Source organism: Actinomadura terrae (assembly GCF_022751215.1).
Taxonomy (GTDB): Bacteria; Actinomycetota; Actinomycetes; order Streptosporangiales; family Streptosporangiaceae; genus Spirillospora; species Spirillospora terrae.
In genome coordinates, this window is sequence record NZ_JAICDG010000002.1 from 1,102,051 (window position 1) to 1,121,759 (window position 19,709).

The following is a 19,709-nucleotide window of genomic DNA, read 5'->3' on the forward strand; positions in this document are numbered from 1 at the left end:
CCGGCCGTGAGCCGCTGACCCGCGCCGAGCGTCCCGAGCGGGTGCCGCTGTCGTTCGCGCAGCGGCGGCTGTGGTTCCTCAACCAGCTCGACGGCCCCAGCCCCACCTACAACATCCCGGCCGCGCTCCGCCTCAGCGGGCCGCTGGACCACGCGGCGTTCCGCGCCGCGCTCGCCGACGTCACCGACCGGCACGAGAGCCTCCGGACGGTCTTCGCCGAGGACGCCGACGGCCCGCGCCAGGTGATTCTCCCCGCGGGCTCCGGCCCGGACCCCGTCATCGAGGACGTCGCGGAGGACCGCCTCCAGGAGCGGCTCGGCGAGGCCGTCCGCTCCGGGTTCGACCTGTCGGCCGAGCCGCCGCTGCGCGTGTGGCTGCTCCGCACCGCGCCCGACGAGCATGTCCTGCTGTTCGTGGTGCACCACATCGCGGGCGACGGTTGGTCGATGCCGCTGCTCGTCCGCGACCTGACCGTCGCCTACGAGGCGCGGGTGGCGGGCCGCCTGCCGAACTGGGCGCCGCTGCCGGTGCAGTACGCCGACTACGCGCTCTGGCAGCGCCGGGTCCTCGGCTCCGAGGACGACCCGGACAGCCCGATCTCCCGGCAGCTCGCGTACTGGGAGGAGTCGCTCGCCGGGCTGCCCGAGGAGCTGGCGCTCCCGTTCGACCGGCCGCGCCCGGCCGTCTCGTCCCACCAGGGCGACACGGTCTCCTTCGACGTCCCCGGCGACCTGCACCGCGCGCTGCTCGGCCTCGCCCGGGAGAGCCAGGTCAGCCTGTTCATGGTGGTGCGGGCCGCGCTCGCGACGCTGCTGTCGCGCATGGGCGCCGGGACGGACGTGCCGATCGGCACGCCCATCGCGGGCCGCACCGACGAGGCCGTCGAGGACCTCGTCGGGTTCTTCCTCAACAACCTCGTGCTGCGCGCGGACCTGTCGGGCGACCCGACCTTCCGCGAGCTGGTCGGGCGGGTCCGCGAGAACGACCTCGCCGCCTACGCCAACCAGGACGTCCCGTTCGAGCGCATGGTCGAGGTGCTCAACCCGGCGCGCTCGATGTCGCGGCACCCGCTGTACCAGGTCGCGCTCGCCTTCAACAACAACGACTGGCGCTCGGCGTCGGACTCGGTCGCGCGGCTCGCCGGGCTGACCGTCACCGGCAACCCGGTCGGCACCGGCATCGCCCGGTTCGACCTGTCGCTCGCGGTCGAGGAGCGGCACGCCGAGGACGGCGCGCCCGACGGCCTGTCGGCCGCGCTCGTCTACAGCACCGACCTGTTCGACCGGGAGACCGTCGAGGCGCTCGCGCGGCGCTTCGTCCAGGTGCTCGCGGCGGTGACCGCCGACCCGGGCCTGAAGGTGGCCCGCGTCGACGTGCTCACCCCGGACGAGCGCCACCGCCTCCTGCCCGCGCCGCTCCCGGCGTCGGACGACGACTCCGTCGTGGCGCTGTTCGAAACCCAGGTCCGCCGCACGCCGGACGCGCCCGCCGTCATGGACGCGTCGGTCACGCTCACCTACGCCGAGCTGAACGCCCGCGCCAACCGCCTCGCCCGCCTCCTCGCCAAGCGCGGCGCCAAGCCGGAGAGCTTCGTCGCGCTGGCCATGCAGCGATCGGTGGGCCTCGTCGTCGCGCAGCTCGCGGTGATGAAGGCCGGGGCCGCGTACCTGCCGATCGACCCCGGGTATCCGGCCGACCGGGTCGCGTTCATGCTCGACGACGCGCGCCCCGGGCTCGTGATCACCACCGGCGAGGACGCCCCGGCCGGGGCCGAGGTGCTGCGCCTCGACACCCCCGAGACCGCCGCGCTCCTCGACGCGCAGCCCGGAACCGACCTCGGCCTGGACGTCCCGCCCGGCCAGGCCGCCTACACGATCTACACCTCCGGCTCGACCGGCCGCCCCAAGGGCGTCGTCGTCGAGCACCGCGCGCTCGGCGCCTACCTGCGCCGCGCCCGCGACGCCTACCCGAGCGCGGCCGGGACCGTGCTCGTGCACTCGCCGGTCGCCTTCGACATGACGGTCGCGGCCGTCTACACCCCGCTCGTCGGCGGCGGCCTCGCCCGCCTCGCCGAGCTGGACGAGGACGCCGCGTCCGGCCCGCGCCCCACGTTCATGAAGGCGACGCCGAGCCACCTGACGATCCTCGGCGCGCTGCCGGACACCGCCGGGCCCTCGGACACGCTGGTGCTCGGCGGCGAGGCGCTGATCGGCGAGGCGCTGGCGGACTGGCGCGACCGCAACCCCGGCGTCGCCGTCGTCAACGCCTACGGCCCGACCGAGGCGACCGTCAACTGCCTCGAATACCGGATCGAGCCGGGCGAGAAGGTCGCGGCCGGACCCGTCCCGATCGGCCGCCCGTTCGACAACGTCCGCGCCTACGTCCTGGACGCGGCGCTCCGCCCCGTCCCGCCCGGCGTGCGCGGCGAGCTGTACGTCGCGGGCGCGTCGCTGGCGCGCGGCTACCTGAACCGGCCCGGCCTGTCGGCGGAGCGGTTCGTCGCCGACCCGTTCGGCGCGCCCGGCACCCGCATGTACCGCACCGGCGACCTCGCGCGGTTCCGCGCGGACGGGAACATCGAGTTCCTCGGCCGCGCCGACGACCAGGTCCAGCTACGCGGCTTCCGCATCGAACTGGGCGAGATCGAGTCGGCGCTGACCGGGCACCCGGACGTGGCGCGCGCCGCCGCCGTGGTCCGCGAGCCCGAGCACGGCGACCAGCGCCTGGTCGGCTACGTCGTGCCCGCGTCCGGCGCGCGGCTCGACCCGGCGGCCGTGCGCGCGCACGCCGCCGCGTTCCTGCCCGACTACATGACGCCCGCCGTCGTCGTCGCGGTCGCCGACCTGCCGCTGAACGCCAACGGCAAGCTCGACCGCGCCGCGCTGCCCGCACCGGAAGACCTCACCGGCGACGCCGGACGGCGGCCGCGCAGCCCGCGCGAGGAGATCCTGTGCGGGCTGTTCGCCGACATCCTCGGCGTCCCGCAGGTCGGCCCGGACGACGACTTCTTCGCGCTCGGCGGGCACTCGCTGCTCGCGATCCGGCTGGTCAGCCGGGTCCGGAAGGCCTTCGGCTGGGACCTCGCGATCCGCCAGGTGTTCCAGACGCCGACGGTGGCGGGCCTCGCCGCCGCGCTGGACGGCGCGGGCGAGGACCGCCCGCGCCTGGTCGCCGGGCCGCGCCCGGACCGCGTCCCGCTCTCCTACGCGCAGCGGCGGCTGTGGTTCCTCGGCAAGCTGGAGGGGCCGAGCCCCGCCTACAACATCCCGGCGGCACTGCGGCTGACCGGCGACCTCGACCGCGACGCGCTGTTCGCCGCGCTCGACGACGTCGCCGTCCGGCACGAGAGCCTCCGGACCGTCTTCGCCGAGGACGACGACGGTCCCCACCAGAAGGTGCTGCCGCCCGAGCGGGCCCGCCTCCGCCCGGTGATCCAGAAGATCACCGAGGACGAGCTGGACGACGCCCTCGGCCAGGCGGCCCGGCACCCGTTCGACCTCGCCGCCGAGATCCCCGCGCGGGTGTGGCTGTTCGAACTGGGCCCGCAGGAGCACGTGCTGCTGGTCCTCGTGCACCACATCTCCAGCGACGGCTGGTCGATGCCGCTGCTGGCCCGCGACCTGACCACCGCGTTCGCTGCCCGCCGCACCGGCGCCGCGCCGGTGTGGACGCCGCTGCCCGTCCAGTACGCCGACTACACCCTCTGGCAGGACGAGAGCCTCGGCTCCGAGACCGACCCGGAAAGCCCGATCTCCCGGCAGCTCGCGTTCTGGAGCGAGAACCTCGCCGGGATTCCGGAGGAGCTGGCGCTGCCCGCCGACCGGCCGCGTCCCGCCGAGGCGTCCCACCGGGGCGGCCGGGTGCGCTTCGACGTCCCCGCGGACGTGCACGCGCGGCTCGCCGCGGTCGCCAGGGAGCGCAACGCCAGCGTGTTCATGGTCGTGCACGCCGCCGTCGCGGCGCTGCTGACCCGGATGGGCGCGGGCACGGACCTGCCGATCGGCACGCCCGTCGCCGGACGCGCCGACGAGGCCCTCGACGACCTCGTCGGGTTCTTCGTGAACACGCTCGTGCTGCGCACCGACACGGCGGGCGACCCGACGTTCGCCGACCTGCTCGACCGCGTCCGCGAGAGCGACCTGGCCGCGTACGCGCACCAGGACGTCCCGTTCGAGCGGCTCGTGGAGGTGCTCAACCCCGTCCGGTCGATGGCGCGGCACCCGCTGTTCCAGGTCATGCTGGCGTTCAACAACAACGACCAGAGCGCCGCGCCGCGCGGCGCCACCGAGCTTCCCGGGCTGACCATCGCCGGGACGCCGGTCGGCGCGGGCGTCGCCCGCTTCGACCTGATGTTCGCGCTGGTCGACCTGCACGACGAGGACGGCGCCCCGGCCGGGCTGACCGGCGCCGTCGAGTACAGCGCCGACCTGTTCGAGCACGGCACGGCGGAGGCGCTCACCGGCCGCCTGCTGCGGCTGCTCGCCGCCGTCGCGGACGACCCGTCCCGCCGGATCGGCGACATCGACGTCCTGGACGACGACGAGCGGCGCCGCGTCCTGCTCGCCTGGAACGACACCGCCCGTGAGGTGGCCGCCGGGTCGCTCGCCGGGCTGGTCGAGCGGCACGCCGCCGCCACCCCGGACGCCGTCGCGGTCGAGGACGGCGACACGGCGCTGACCTACGCCGAGCTGGACGCGCGCGCCAACCGGCTCGCGCACCTGCTGATCGGCCACGGCGCCGGGCCGGAGCGGTTCGTCGCTGTCGCGCTGCCGCGCTCGCCCGAGCTGGTCGTCACGCTGCTCGCGGTGCTGAAGGCGGGCGCCGCGTACCTGCCGGTCGACCCCGAGTACCCGGCGGACCGGATCGCGTTCATGCTGGGGGACGCCGCGCCCGCGCTGGTCGTCGCCGACCGCGACGTCCCGTTCGACGGCGCCCCCGTCCTGCGGCTGGACGAACTGGACCTCACGGCCCACCCGGCCACCGCGCCCGAGGGCGTGTCGCGTTCCCCCGAGCACCCGGCGTACGTGATCTACACGTCCGGGTCCACGGGACGCCCGAAGGGCATCGTCATGCCCGCCGGTTCGCTGCTGAACCTGCTGGCCTGGCACGGCGGTGCGGTGCCCGCCGGGACGGCCGCGCAGTTCACCGCCGTGAGCTTCGACGTGTCCGTGCAGGAGATCCTCGGCACGCTGGCGGGCGGCGGACGCCTGGTCGTCTGCCCCGAGGACACCCGCCGCAGCCCCGAGGACCTCGCCGCCTGGATCCGCGACCACCGGATCGAGGAGCTGTTCGCGCCCAACCTCGTCATCGACGCGCTCGCCGACGTGGGGGAGGAGCTCCCGACCCTGGCGCACATCGCGCAGGCGGGCGAGGCCCTCACGCTCAACGCGCCGCTGCGCGAGCTGTTCGCACGGACGCCGGGCCGCAGGCTCCACAACCACTACGGCCCCGCCGAGACCCACGTGGTCACCGCGACCACGCTGCCCGAGGACCCGGCGGACTGGCCGTCCACCCCGCCGATCGGCCGCCCCATCGCCAACACCCGCGTGTACGTGCTGGACGAGGGGCTGCGCCCGGTGGCACCGGGCGTCGCGGGCGAGCTGTACATCGCGGGCGCGTCGCTGGCGCGCGGCTACCTGAACCGTCCGGGCCTGTCGGCCGAGCGGTTCGTGGCCTGCCCGTTCGGCTCCGCCGGTGAGCGCATGTACCGGACCGGCGACCTCGCCCGCTGGAACGCCGGCGGCGAGCTGGAGTACCTCGGCCGCGCCGACCAGCAGGTCAAGCTGCGCGGGTTCCGGATCGAGCCGGGCGAGATCGAGAACGTCCTGGCCGGGCACCCGGAGGTCGCCCGGGCGGCGGTGCTCGTGCACGACCAGCGGCTCGTCGCCTACGTCGTCCCGTCCGTGCCGGACGGGCTGCGCGACCACCTGGCGGCGGCGCTGCCGGACTACATGGTCCCGCCGGTCTTCGTGCCGCTGGACGACCTGCCGCTCACCCCCAACGGCAAGCTGGACCGGGCCGCGCTGCCCGTCCCCGACCCGGCCGGTTCCCGCGACGGGCGCCGTCCGCGCTCGCCGCAGGAGGAGATCCTCTGCGGGATCTTCGCCGAGCTGCTCGGCGTGCCCGCCGTCTCCATCGACGACGACTTCTTCGCGCTGGGCGGGCACTCGCTGCTGGCGACGCGGCTGGTGAGCCGGGTCCGGTCGGTGCTCGGCGTGGAACTGGAGGTTCGAGAGGTCTTCCAGTCGCCGACGGTCGCGGGCCTGTCGGGGGTCCTGACCTCGGCCGGTGGCGCCCGTGCGGGCGTGTCGGCCGTGGAGCGTCCTGAGCGGGTGCCGCTGTCGTTCGCGCAGCGCCGCCTGTGGTTCCTGCACCAGATGGAGGGGCCGAGCCCGACCTACAACCTCCCGGTCGCGGTCCGGCTGGAGGGCGACCTCGACCGCGAGGCGCTGAGGGCGGCGCTGACCGACGTCGTCGACCGCCACGAGGTGCTCCGGACGGTCTTCGCCGAGGACGCCGAGGGCGCCTACCAGGTGATCCTCCCCAGCGGCACGCGCCCGGACCTGACCGTCCTGGACGACCTCGCCGAACTCGACGAGGCCGCCCGCCACGGATTCGACCTCGCGACCGAGATCCCGTTCCGCGCGTGGCTGTGCGAAGCGGCGCCCGGCGAGAACGTCCTGCTGCTGCTCGTCCACCACATCGCGGGCGACGGCTGGTCCATGCGGCTGCTGTCGCGCGACCTGACCGCCGCCTACACGGCCCGCCGGGAAGGAGCGGAGCCGGACTGGGCGCCGCTGCCCGTCCAGTACGCCGACTACACGCTCTGGCAGCACGACCTCCTCGGCGAGGACGACGCGCTCGTCTCGGAGCAGCTCGACCACTGGCGGACGGCCCTCGCCGGACTCCCGGAGGAGCTGGCGATCCCCACCGACCGGCCGCGTCCGGCGACGGCGTCCTACCGGGGCGAGGCGATCCCGTTCGACGTCCCCGCCGACGTCCACGCGCGGCTGACCGACCTCGCCCGCGACGACAGGGCCAGCGTGTTCATGGTCGTGCAGGCGGCGCTGTCGGTGCTGCTGAACCGGCTCGGCGCGGGCGAGGACGTCCCGATCGGTACGCCGGTCGCGGGCCGCACCGACGCGGCCGTCGAGGACCTGATCGGGTTCTTCGTGAACACGCTCGTGCTGCGCGGCGACCTGTCCGGCGACCCGACGTTCCGCGAGCTGGTGCGCCGGACGCGCGAGGTCGACCTCGCCGCCTACGCCAACCAGGACGTGCCGTTCGAGCGGCTCGTCGAGGAGCTGAACCCGGCGCGGTCGATGTCCCGGCACCCGCTGTTCCAGACCATGCTGACCTGGAGCAGCGACGCCCAGGCGGAGGAGGACGCGCTGTCGGGGCTGTCCGCCGCCCGCGAGGGCACCCGCACCGGCGCCGCCAAGGTCGACCTGTCGTTCAGCCTGGAGGAGCGCTTCGACGCCTCCGGCAAGCCCCTCGGCCTCGCCGGAGCGTGCATCTACAGCACGGACCTGTTCGACCGGACGTCCGTCGAGACGCTGGTGGAGCGGTTCCGCCGCGTGCTCGTCGCGGTCGCCGAGACGCCCGAGCTGCGCGTGTCGGACGTCGACGTCCTCGACGCGGCCGAGCGCGAGCGGGTCGTGTCGGGCTGGAACGCCACGGCGGCGGCCGTCGCGCCCGGCTCGGTGCCGGTCTGGTTCGAGGAGCGGGCCACCGACGCCCCCGGCGAGACGGCGCTGGTGTGCGGCGGCGAGCAGCTCTCGTACGCCGACCTCCACGCCCGGGTCGACGCGCTGGCCCGGGTCCTGGTCGGACGCGGCGTCGGCTCCGGTGACCTGGTCGCGGTCGCGCTGCCGCGCTCGGCCGAGCTGGTGGTGGCGCTGCTCGCGGTGATGCGGGCCGGGGCGGCGTTCGTCCCGCTCGACACCGCCTACCCCGCCGACCGGATCGCGTTCATGGTCGAGGACGCGGCGCCGGCGCTGGCCCTGGTCGCCGACCGGACCCGCGACGCGGTGCCGGGCGTCCCGGCGCTGGTCGTCGGCGAGGCTCCCGAGGCACCCGAGGTCGCGCTGCCCGAGGTGTCCGACCTGGACCCGGCCTACGTGATCTACACGTCCGGGTCGACGGGCCGTCCCAAGGGCGTGGTGATCCCGCACCGGGCGCTGGCGAACTTCCTGTCGTCCATGCAGGACCGCTTCGGCCTGGACGCGCGCGACCGGCTGTTGGCGGTCACGACGGTCGGGTTCGACATCGCGGGCCTGGAGCTGTTCCTGCCGCTGGTCACCGGCGCCGGTGTGGTGCTGGCGACCGGCGACCAGGCCGCCGACCCCGCCGAGCTGACCGCGCTGGTCGCCCGGCACGGCGTCACGGCCTTGCAGGCGACGCCGGGGCTGTGGCGGGCGCTGGTCGAGCACGACGCGGCGGCGTTCTCCGGCGTCCGGGTGCTGGTCGGCGGCGAGGCGCTGCCACCGGACCTCGCCGGGGAGCTGGCCGGGGCCGGACGCTCGGTGACGAACCTGTACGGCCCGACCGAGACGACGATCTGGTCCACAGCCGCCGACGTGACGTCCCCGGACGCGCGGATCGGCCGCCCGATCGGCAACACGCAGGTCTACGTGCTCGACGCGGGCCTGTCCCCGGTCGCGCCGGGCGTCGCTGGCGAGCTGTACATCGCGGGCGACGGGCTGGCGCGCGGCTACCTCAACCGTCCGGCGCTGTCCGCGGAACGGTTCGTGGCCTGCCCGTTCGGAGCGGGCGGCGAGCGGATGTACCGCACCGGCGACCTCGTCCGCTGGACGGCGGAGGGCGAGCTGGAGTACCTCGGCCGCGTCGACCACCAGGTCAAGATCCGCGGATTCCGGATCGAACTCGGCGAGATCGAATCGGTCCTCGCCGGGCACCCCGGGGTGTCGCGGGTCGTGGTGGTCGCCCGGGACGACGGCGCGGGCACCGCCCGCCTCGTCGCCTACCTCGTCCCGTCCGGCGGGCCGGTGGACGTGCAGGACCTCCGCCGCCACCTCGGCGGCACGCTCCCCGCGTACATGGTGCCGTCGGCGTTCGTCGAGCTGGACGAACTGCCGCTCACCCCCAACGGAAAGATCGACCGCAAGGCGCTGCCCGAACCGGAACTCGGCACCGCCGGGCAGGGCCGCGCGCCCCGCACCGAGCGCGAGGAGATCCTCTGCGGGCTGTTCGCCGACATCCTCGGCCTGCCCAAGGTCTCCATCGACGACGACTTCTTCGTACTCGGCGGACACTCCCTGCTCGCGCTGCGGCTGGTGAGCCGGATCCGCTCCACATTGGGCCAGGAGATCAGCGTTCGCGGCTTCTTCGAGGCCCCGACCGTGGCCGGGCTGGCGGGACGGCTCGACCGTCCGGCCAAGGCCCGTCCGGCGCTCCGGCGGATGCCCAGGAACAAGGAGAGCTGATGATCCCCCTTTCCTACGCCCAGGAGCGGCTCTGGTTCCTCCACCAGCTGGAGGGCCCCAGTCCCCTGTACAACCTCCCGACCGCGATGCGGCTGACCGGCGCCCTGGACCGCGCCGCGCTCCGGGCCGCGCTCGGCGACCTCGCCGAACGGCACGAGAGCCTGCGGACGCTCGTCGCCGACAAGGGCGAGGGCCCCGAACAGGTCATCCTGGACGGCGTCCAGCCGGAACTGGCCGAGGTCCGCAGCACGCCCGACCGGATCGACGCCGACCTCGGCCGGGCCGCCCGGCACGGCTTCGACCTCACGGCGGAGATCCCGCTGCGGGCCACGCTGTTCGAGACCGGGCCGGACGAACACGTGCTGCTCGTCCTCGTGCACCACATCGCCGGGGACGGCTGGTCGATGCCGCTGCTGGCCCGCGACCTGATGACCGCGTACGCGGCCCGGCTGTCGGGCGCCGCGCCCGGCTGGGAGCCGCTGCCGGTGCAGTACGCCGACTACACGCTCTGGCAGCGCGAGGTCCTCGGTTCCCCCGACGACCCCGAGAGCGAGATCTCCGGACAGCTCGCGTTCTGGATGCGGGCGCTCGCCGGGCTCCCCGAGGAACTCGACCTGCCCTACGACCGGCCGCGCCCGGCCGAGCCGTCCTACCGGGGCGACGTGCTCGCCTTCAACGTCCCCGCCGAGGTGCACGTCCGGCTGCACGACCTGGCGCGCGAGCGGCGCTCCAGCGTCTACATGGTCGTGCAGGCCGCGCTCGCGGTGCTGCTCAACCGGCTCGGCGCGGGCGAGGACGTCCCGATCGGCACGCCGGTCGCGGGCCGCACCGACGAGGCCATGGAGGACCTCGTCGGCCTGTTCGTCAACACGCTCGTCATGCGCACCGACCTGTCGGGCGACCCCGCGTTCCTGGACCTCCTCGACCGCGTCCGCGACTACAGCCTGGACGCCTACGCGAACCAGGAGACCCCGTTCGAACGGCTCGTGGAGGAGCTGAACCCGACCCGCTCCATGGGCCGGCACCCGCTGTTCCAGACCATGCTGACCTGGAACAACAACGACCGCTCGGCCGCCGAGAACGCCGCGTCCCGGCTCGGCGGGCTCACCGTCGCCGGACACCCCGCCGAGACCGGCACCGCGCGCTTCGACCTGTCGCTCAGCCTGGAGGAGCGCTTCGACGCCTCCGGCAAGCCCCTCGGGCTCGCCGGGGCCTGCGTCTACAGCACCGACCTGTTCGACCGCTCGTCCGCCGAGGTGCTGGTGGAGCGCTTCCGCCGCGTCCTCGCGGCGGTCGCCGAGGCACCCGAGCTGCGCGTGTCGAAGATCGACGTCCTGGGCGCGGCCGAGCGCGAGCAGATCCTGTCCGCCTGGAACGCCACGGCCTTGGAGGTGGCGCCTGGTTCGGTGCCGTCTTTGCTGGCCGGACGCGGCGAGGGCGTCGCGCTGGTGTGCGGCGAGGACGAGCTGACGTATGCCGAGCTGAACGCTCGGGTGGACGCGTTGGCTCGGGTTCTGGTGAGCCGGGGCGTCGGTGCTGGTGATCTGGTCGCGGTGGCTCTGCCGCGTTCAGTTGAACTGGTAGTCGCGTTGCTGGCCGTGATGCGGTCTGGGGCAGCGTTCGTTCCGATCGACACCTCGTATCCGTCCGACCGGATCGCGTTCATGATTGAGGACGCGTCGCCGGTTCTGGCTCTGGTGGACGACTCGACTCGCGACGCAGTGCCGGGCGTTCCGCACCTGTCAATGGGGGAATCGCGCGAGGCGGTCGAGGTCGCGCTGCCGGAGATCGACGCGTCCCAGCCCGCGTACGTGATCTTCACGTCGGGTTCGACGGGTCGTCCCAAGGGCGTGGTGATCCCGCATGGCGCGTTGACGAACTTCCTCGCCTCGATGCAGGACCGGTTCGGTTTGGACGCCGGGGATCGGCTCTTGGCCGTGACGACGGTCGGGTTCGACATCGCGGGTCTGGAGTTGTTCCTGCCGCTGACCACCGGTGCCGGTGTCGTGTTGGCGACCGGCGACCAAGCCGCCGACCCCGGCGAGTTGGTCGAGCTGATCGCCCGCCATGGCGTGACGGCGTTGCAGGCGACTCCGGGCCTGTGGCGTGCGCTCGTCGAGCACGATGTCTCGGCGTTCTCCGATGTCCGGGTGCTGGTGGGCGGTGAGGCGCTGCCGTCCGACCTGGCTGGCCAACTCGCGAAGGCCGGGCGTTCGGTGACCAACCTGTACGGCCCGACCGAGACGACGATCTGGTCCACGGCCGACGAGGTCGAGTCCTCGGACTTCTCCATCGGTCGCCCGATCGGCAACACGCAGGTCTACGTGCTGGACGCGGGCCTGTCCCCGGTCGCGCCCGGTGTTGCAGGCGAGCTGTACATCGCGGGCGACGGCCTGGCCCACGGCTACCTCAACCGTCCCGCCCTCAGCGCGGAACGGTTCGTCGCCTGCCCGTTCGGGACGTCCGGCAAGCGCATGTACCGCACCGGCGACCTGGCCCGCTGGACCAGCACCGGCGAACTGGAGTACCTCGGACGCCTCGACCACCAGGTCAAGATCCGCGGATTCCGCATCGAACTCGGCGAGATCGAAACCGTCCTGGCGACCCACCCGCAGGTCTCCCGCGTCGTCGTGGTCGCGCGCGAGGACGGCGTCGGCGCCTCCCGTCTCGTCGCCTACGTCGTCCCGGAGAAGGAACCCGTGGACGAGCAGGAGCTGCGCCGCCACCTCGGCGCTGCGCTCCCGCCCTACATGGTGCCGTCGGCGTTCGTCGAGCTGGACGAACTGCCGCTCACCCCCAACGGAAAGATCGACCGCAAGGCCCTGCCCGAGCCCGAGTTCGGCATGGTCAAGGCCGGACGCGAGCCGAGGTCCCCGCGCGAGGAGATCCTGTGCGGGCTGTTCGCCGAGGTGCTGGGCCTGCCGAAGGTCTCGATCGACGACGACTTCTTCCAGCGCGGCGGGCACTCGCTGATGGCGCTGCGGCTGATGAGCCGGATCCGGTCGACGCTGGACGTCGAGCTGCCCATGCGGCGGCTGTTCGAGACGCCGACCGTCGCGGGCCTCGCGGACGTGCTGGAGACCTCCGGCGGCGCGCGCGAGGGCATCGTCGCGGGCCCGCGTCCGGCCCGGCTCCCGGTGTCGTTCGCGCAGCGCCGCCTGTGGTTCCTCCAGCAGCTCGAAGGCCCGAGCCCCGTCTATAACGTCCCGACGGCGCTGCGGCTGTCGGGCGCGCTGGACCGCGCCGCGCTCCAGGCCGCGCTCGGCGACCTCGTCCAGCGGCACGAGACCCTCCGCACGGTGTTCGCCGAGGACGCCGAGGGCCTGCACCAGGTCGTGCTGGAGGGCGCCCGGCCCGAGCTGGTGGTGGCGCGGACGACCGAGGAATTCCTCGACCGCGACCTGGAGCGCGCGGCGGGCCAGCCGTTTGAGCTGGCGGCGGAGATCCCGCTGCGCGCGTGGCTGTTCGAGCTGGGCCCCGACGAGCACGTGCTGCTGCTGGTCGCGCACCACATCGCGAGCGACGGCGGCTGGTCGGCGCCGGTCATGATCCGCGACCTGACGACCGCCTACACCGCGCGGACGGCCGGGCGGGCGCCCGGCTGGGAGCCGCTGCCGGTGCAGTACGCCGACTTCACGCTGTGGCAGCGCGACCTGCTCGGGTCCGAGGACGACCCGGACAGCGTCGTGTCGAGGCAGGTGGCGTTCTGGCGGGACGCGCTCGCCGACCTCCCGGCGGAGCTGACGCTCCCGGCCGACCGGCCGCGCCCGCCGATGCCGACCTACCAGGGCGGGACCACCCCGGTCACGCTCCCGGCCGACCTGCACCGGCGCCTGGTGGAGCTGGCGCAGGCCCGGCAGGCGAGCCTGTTCATGGTCGTCCAGGCGGGAGTGGCGGCGCTGCTGTCGCGCCTCGGCGGCGGGGAGGACGTCCCGATCGGCACCCCGGTCGCGGGACGCACCGACGACGCCCTCGAAGACCTCATCGGGTTCTTCGTGAACACGCTGGTGCTGCGCACCGACGTGTCCGGGAACCCGACGTTCGCCGACCTCGTGGACCGCGTCCGCGAGAGCGACCTGGCCGCCTACGCCCACCAGGACGTCCCGTTCGAGCGGCTGGTCGAGGTGCTGAACCCGGCGCGGTCGATGGCGCGGCACCCGCTGTTCCAGACCATGATCGCCTTCAACAACGTGGACCAGCAGGCGACGATGGGCGGGACCGTCCGGCTGCCGGGGCTGAGCGTCGCGTCCCAGCCGGTCGGGGCCAGCGGCGCCCGGTTCGACCTGCTGTTCGCGCTCGGCGACGCCTACGCCGCCGACGGCTTGCCCGCCGGGGTGAAGGGCCACCTGGAGTACGGGTCGGACCTGTTCGACCCCGAGACCGCGCGGGCGATCGCCGACGGCCTCGTCCGCGTCCTGGAGTCGGCGGCCGAAGCGCCCGACACCCCGGTCGGCGACCTGACGCTGCTGGACGGCGCCACCCGCGACCGCGTGCTGGTCGAGTGGAACGACACGGCGCGTCCGGTGCCGGAAGCGACCATCGCCGAGCTGTTCGAGCGGCAGGCCGCCGCGACCCCGGACGCGGTCGCGCTGGTGCACGGCGACACGTCGCTGACCTACGCCGACCTGGACGCGCGCGCCAACCGTCTCGCCCGCCACCTGGTGGCGCGGGGCGTCGCGCCGGAACGGTTCGTGGCGGTGGCGATGCCGCGTTCGCACGAGGCGGTCGTGGCGCTGCTGGCGATCCTCAAGGCCGGTGGCGCGTACCTGCCGGTCGACCCGGGCTACCCGGCCGACCGGATCGCGTTCATGCTGGCCGACGCCGACCCCGTGCTGGTGCTGACGGCGCGCGCGACGGCCGGGCTGGTGGAGGGCGGCGGCCTCGTCCTGGACGACCCGGACGTCGCGTCCGCCATCGCCGCCGAGTCCGCCGACGCGCCCGAGCGGAGCGCGGAACTCCTGCCCGCCCACCCCGCCTACGCGATCTTCACGTCCGGCTCCACGGGACGTCCCAAGGGCGTCGTGGTCGAGCAGCGCAGCGTCGGGGAGCTGGCCGCGTGGGCCGCCGCCGAGTTCGGCGGACGGCTCGGGCACGTGCTCGCGACGACCTCGCTCAACTTCGACGTGTCGGTGTTCGAGATCTTCGGCCCGCTGCTGTCGGGCGGGACCGTGGAGATCGAGGCGGACCTGCTCGCGCTGTCCGGGCGTCCGCGGATGGCGACGCTGGTCAGCGGCGTCCCGTCGGCGTTCGCTGAGCTGATCGCGGGCGGGCTGCTCGACACGACGGCCGACTGCGCCGTGCTCGCGGGCGAGGCGCTGTCGGGCAAGGCGGCGGCCGAGATTCGCGCGGCGGTCGGCGCGTCCCGGATCGCGAACATCTACGGCCCGACCGAGGCGACCGTGTACGCGGCGGCCTGGTACTGCGACGGGCCGGTCACCGGCACGCCGCCGATCGGGCGGCCGATCGACAACACCCGCGGGTACGTGCTGGACGCGCGGCTGCGTCCCGTCCCGCCCGGCGTCGTCGGCGAGCTGTACCTGGCGGGCGGCGGGCTCGCGCGCGGCTACCTGAACCGGTCCGGCCTGACGGCGGAGCGGTTCGTCGCCGACCCGCTCGGCGGGCCGGGGGAGCGGATGTACCGCACCGGCGACCGCGTCCGCTGGACCCGCGACGGCGAGCTCCAGTACCTCGGCCGCGTCGACCACCAGGTCAAGGTGCGCGGGTTCCGGATCGAGCCCGGCGAGATCGAGGCCGTGCTCACCGCGCACCCCCGCGTCTCGCGCGCCGTGGTCGTCGAGCGCGAGGACCAGCCCGGCGACCGCCGCCTGGTCGGCTACGCGGTCGCGGCCGAGGGCATGGCGCCCGACCCGGCCGCGCTGCGCGACCACGTCGGGCTGTCGCTGCCCGAGTACATGGTGCCCTCGGCGGTCGTGCTGCTGGACGGCCTGCCGCTCACCCCCAACGGCAAGCTCGACCGGGCCGCGCTGCCCGCGCCCGAGTACGCGACGACCACGTCGGGACGGGAGCCGCGCACGCCCGGCGAGGAGGTGCTGTGCCGCCTGTTCGCCGAGGTGCTCGGCCTGCCGAGGGTCACGGTGGACGACGACTTCTTCGCGCTCGGCGGGCACTCGCTGCTGGTCACCCGGCTCGCCGGGCGGATCCGCTCCGAGCTGGAGATCGAGGTGTCGGTCCGGCAGATCTTCGACGCGCCGACCGTCGCCGCGCTGGCCGCCACGCTCGACGAGCTGGGCGGCGCGCGCGCCCCGCTGACCCGGACCCCCCGTCCGGACCGGCTGCCGCTGTCGTTCGCGCAGAACAGGCTGTGGCTGCTGCACCGCATCGAGGGCCCGAACCCGACCTACAACCAGCCGGTCGCGGTGCGGCTCACCGGGTCGCTGGACGTGGACGCGCTGCGCGACGCGCTCGCCGACCTCGCCGACCGGCACGAGAGCCTCCGGACGGTCTTCGCCGAGGACGCGGGCGGCCCCTTCCAGCGGATCATCGCCGCGGGCGAGGCGCGTCCCGAGCTGACGGTCACCACCGCCACCGAGGACGAGCTGGACGCCGAGCTGCGCCGCGCCGCCCGCGTCACGTTCGACCTGGAGACCGACCTCCCGCTCCGCGCGCACCTGGTGGAAACGGCGCCGGCTTCTTGTGGGGGGACGACCCCCCACACCCCCCGGAACGACTCGCACGACCACGTCCTCCTCCTGGTCGCGCACCACATCGCGACCGACGGCTGGTCGATGCCGCTGACCGTCCGCGACCTGATCACCGCCTACACCGCACGCTGCGCGGGCGGTGCCCCGGCCTGGGCGCCGCTGCCCGTCCAGTACGCCGACTACACGCTCTGGCAGCAGCGGACGCTCGGCTCCGAGGACGACCCCGACAGCCTCGTCTCCGCGCAGCTCGCCCACTGGCGCGACGCGCTCGCCGACCTGCCGGAGGAACTCGCGCTGCCGTTCGACCGGCACCGCCCGGCGACGCCGTCGCACCAGGGGGAGCGGCTCCGGTTCGAGGTGCCCGCCGACGTCCACGCGGGCCTGAACGAGCTGGCGCGGCGGCACCGCGCGAGCCTGTTCATGGTGGTGCAGGCGGGCGTGGCGGCGCTGCTGTCGCGGCTCGGCGCGGGCGAGGACGTCCCGATCGGCACGCCGGTCGCGGGCCGGTCCGACGACGCGCTCGAAGAGCTGATCGGGTTCTTCGTGAACACGCTGGTGCTGCGCACCGACACGTCCGGGAACCCGTCGTTCGGCGAGCTGCTCGACCGGGTCCGCGAGACCGACCTGGCCGCGTTCGCCAACCAGGACGTGCCGTTCGAGCGGCTCGTCGAGGTCGTGAACCCGGCGCGGTCGATGGCGCGGCACCCGCTGTTCCAGACGATGATCGCGTTCAACAACAACGACGCGCGCGGCCTGGAGGGCTCCGGGCAGCGGCTGCCGGGCCTGACCGTCGCCGGGCACCCGGCCGCGACCGGCGTGGCCCGCTTCGACCTGCTGTTCGTGGTCGAGGAGCGGCGCTCGGCCGAGGGCGGCATCGGCGGGACGCTGGAGTACAGCGCCGACCTGTTCGACGCCGAGACCGCGCGGGCGATCACCGACCGGCTCGTCCGGCTGCTCTCCCAGGTCGCCGCGCGTCCCGACCTGCCGCTCGACCGGATCGAGGTGCTGGACGAGGGCGAGCGCCGCCGCGTCCTGCACGACTGGAACGCCACCGCGCGCCCGGTCCCCGCGCGGCTGCCCGTCGAGCTGATCGAGGACCGGGTGGCCGCCGCCCCCGACGCGATGGCCGTGGCGACCGACACCGACCTGCTCACCTATGCCGAGCTGGACGTTCGCGCCAACCGGCTCGCGCACCTGCTGGCCGGCCGGGGCATTGGGCCGGAGCGGGCGGTCGCGATCGCGCTGCCGCGCGGCCTCGACCAGGTCGTCGCGGTGCTGGCCGTGCTGAAGACCGGCGCGGCCTACCTGCCGCTCGACCTCGGCTACCCGGCCGACCGGCTCGCGTTCATGCTCGCCGACACCCGGCCCGACTGCGTGGTCACGACGGCGGACGCGGCGCTTCCCGCCGAGGGACTGCCGCGCGTGCTGCTCGACGACCCCGGCCTGCTCGCCGGGCTCCCCGAGCACGCGCCGGACGGCGCCGCCCGCCACCCCGCCCACCCGGCCTACGTGATCTACACGTCGGGTTCGACGGGACGCCCCAAGGGCGTGGTCATGACCTCCGGCGCGCTCGCCAACCTCGTGGCCTGGCACAACGCCGACAGCCAGGGCCCCGGCACCCGGGTCGCGCAGTTCGCGGCGCTCGGCTTCGACTCCTCCGCCCGGGAGATCCTCACCGCGCTCGCCGGCGGCAAGTGCCTGATGATCATGGACGAGGACGTCCGGCGCGACCCGCGCGCGCTCGCGGGCTGGCTGGAGCGGCACCGCGTCCAGGAGATCCGGATGCCGAACGTCATGCTCGCCGCGCTGTGCGAGGCAGCGGCCGAGGACGGGCTCACGCTCCCCGACCTGCGCGACATCGGCCAGGGCGGCGAGGCGCTGCGGCTCACCCCGCAGGTCAGGGAGTTCCTGTGCGCCGTCCCCGGCCGGACGCTCCGCAACAACTACGGCCCGAGCGAGACCCACGCGGTCACGACCGCGCTGGTCGACCCCGAGTCCGACGCGGACGCGCCGATCGGGCGGCCGATGTGGAACACGGGCGCCTACGTGCTGGACGCGGCGCTGCGTCCGGTCGCGCCCGGCGTCGCGGGCGAGCTGTACATCGCGGGCGACGCGCTCGCGCGCGGCTACCTGAACCGTCCCGGGACGACCGCCGAGCGCTTCGTCGCGTCGCCGTTCGGCGGCCCCGGCGCCCGCATGTACCGGACGGGCGACCGCGTCCGCTGGACGCGCGGCGGCGACCTGGAGTTCCTCGGCCGCGCCGACGACCAGCTCAAGATCCGCGGCTTCCGGGTCGAGCCCGGCGAGATCGAGGCCGTGCTCGCCGCGCGCTCGGACGTCGGCGACGCGGCCGTCGCGGCGGCGGGCACCCCCGCGCGCCTCGTCGCCTACGTCGTCGCGCGCCCCGGTGCGACCCTCGACCTCGCCGCCGTGCGCGGCGGGCTCGCCGCGCGGCTGCCCGACTACATGGTCCCGGCCGCGTTCGTCGAGCTGGACGCGCTGCCGCTCACCCCGAGCGGCAAGCTCGACCGGCGCGCGCTGCCCGAACCCGCCGAAGACGTCGCCCCGGGACGCCCTGCGATGAGCCCGCACGAGGACCTGCTCTGCGGCCTGTTCGCCGAGGCGCTCGGGCTGGAGCACGTCGGGCCCGAGGACAACTTCTTCGAGCTCGGCGGCCACTCGCTGCTCGCCGCGCGGCTGATGCGCCGGGTCGAGGCGACGCTCGGCGTGAAGCTCGCGGTGCGGCGGCTGTTCGAGGCGCCGACCGCCGCCGGGCTCGCCGACGTGATCACCGCTGACCACGCCTACGACTCCTACCAGGTCGTGCTGCCGCTGCGGACGGCCGGGACGCGCCCGCCGCTGTTCTGCGTCCACCCCGCGTCCGGGCTGAGCTGGTGCTACTCGGTGCTGCTGCACCACCTCGGCGCCGAGCACCCGGTGTACGGGTTGCAGGCGGTCGCCGGCGACCCCGGCGGCCTGCCCGGCACCGTCGAGGAGATGGCCGCCGGGTACGTCGAGCGGATCCGCGAGATCCAGCCCGAGGGCCCCTACCGGCTACTCGGCTGGTCGTTCGGCGGCAACGTCGCCTACGCGATCGCGACCGAGCTCCAGCGGCGCGGCGCGGAGGTTGAGCTGCTCGCGCTCGTCGACTCCTACCCGAGCGGGCGGGACCGGGGCGTCCCCGAGCCCACCGAGCGCAGCGTCGTGGAGATGATCCTCAAGGCCGTCGGCTTCGACTACGACGAGAGCGACCTGGAGGCGGGCCGCTTCCCCGTCGAGCGGTACCTGGAGTACCTGCGGCAGGAGAACAACTCGGCGGGCTACCTCGACGAGGACGAGCTGTTCGCGATGAAGGACGTGTTCCTCAACAACGCCCGGCTGCTGTGGCACTCGACACCTGACCGCTACCAGGGCGAGGTGCTGTTCTTCGAGTCCACCGGCCCGCTCGGGCGGGACCTGTGGGAGCCCTACGTCGACGGCGCCATCGACGGCCACGACATCGACCGGGGCCACGAGGACCTGCTGACCGACCCCGCGTCGGTGGAGCGGATCGGCGCCGAGCTGTCCCGCCGCCTGCGATGAACGAAAACGCGAAAGGAAA

2 protein-coding genes (1 of these 2 running past the window's edge) are annotated in these 19,709 nt (G+C 74.4%); both read left to right on the plus strand.

All coding sequences use genetic code 11. The annotated features are described in order from the left end of the window. Positions 1 to 9,446, plus strand: partial view of a non-ribosomal peptide synthetase gene (locus K2F47_RS14975; protein ID WP_242903502.1) — the 3' portion only. Its footprint begins 3,091 nt before the window's first position; 9,446 of the gene's 12,537 nt are visible here — the last part of the coding sequence; its start codon lies off the left edge, out of view; it ends in the stop codon at positions 9,444 to 9,446. Next, entirely contained in the window at positions 9,446 to 19,690 is a 10,245-nt protein-coding gene (locus tag K2F47_RS14980; protein WP_242903504.1) for a non-ribosomal peptide synthetase, read from the plus strand. Before K2F47_RS14975 ends, K2F47_RS14980 begins: the two co-directional genes overlap by 1 nt. Positions 19,691 to 19,709 lie beyond the last annotated feature (19 nt).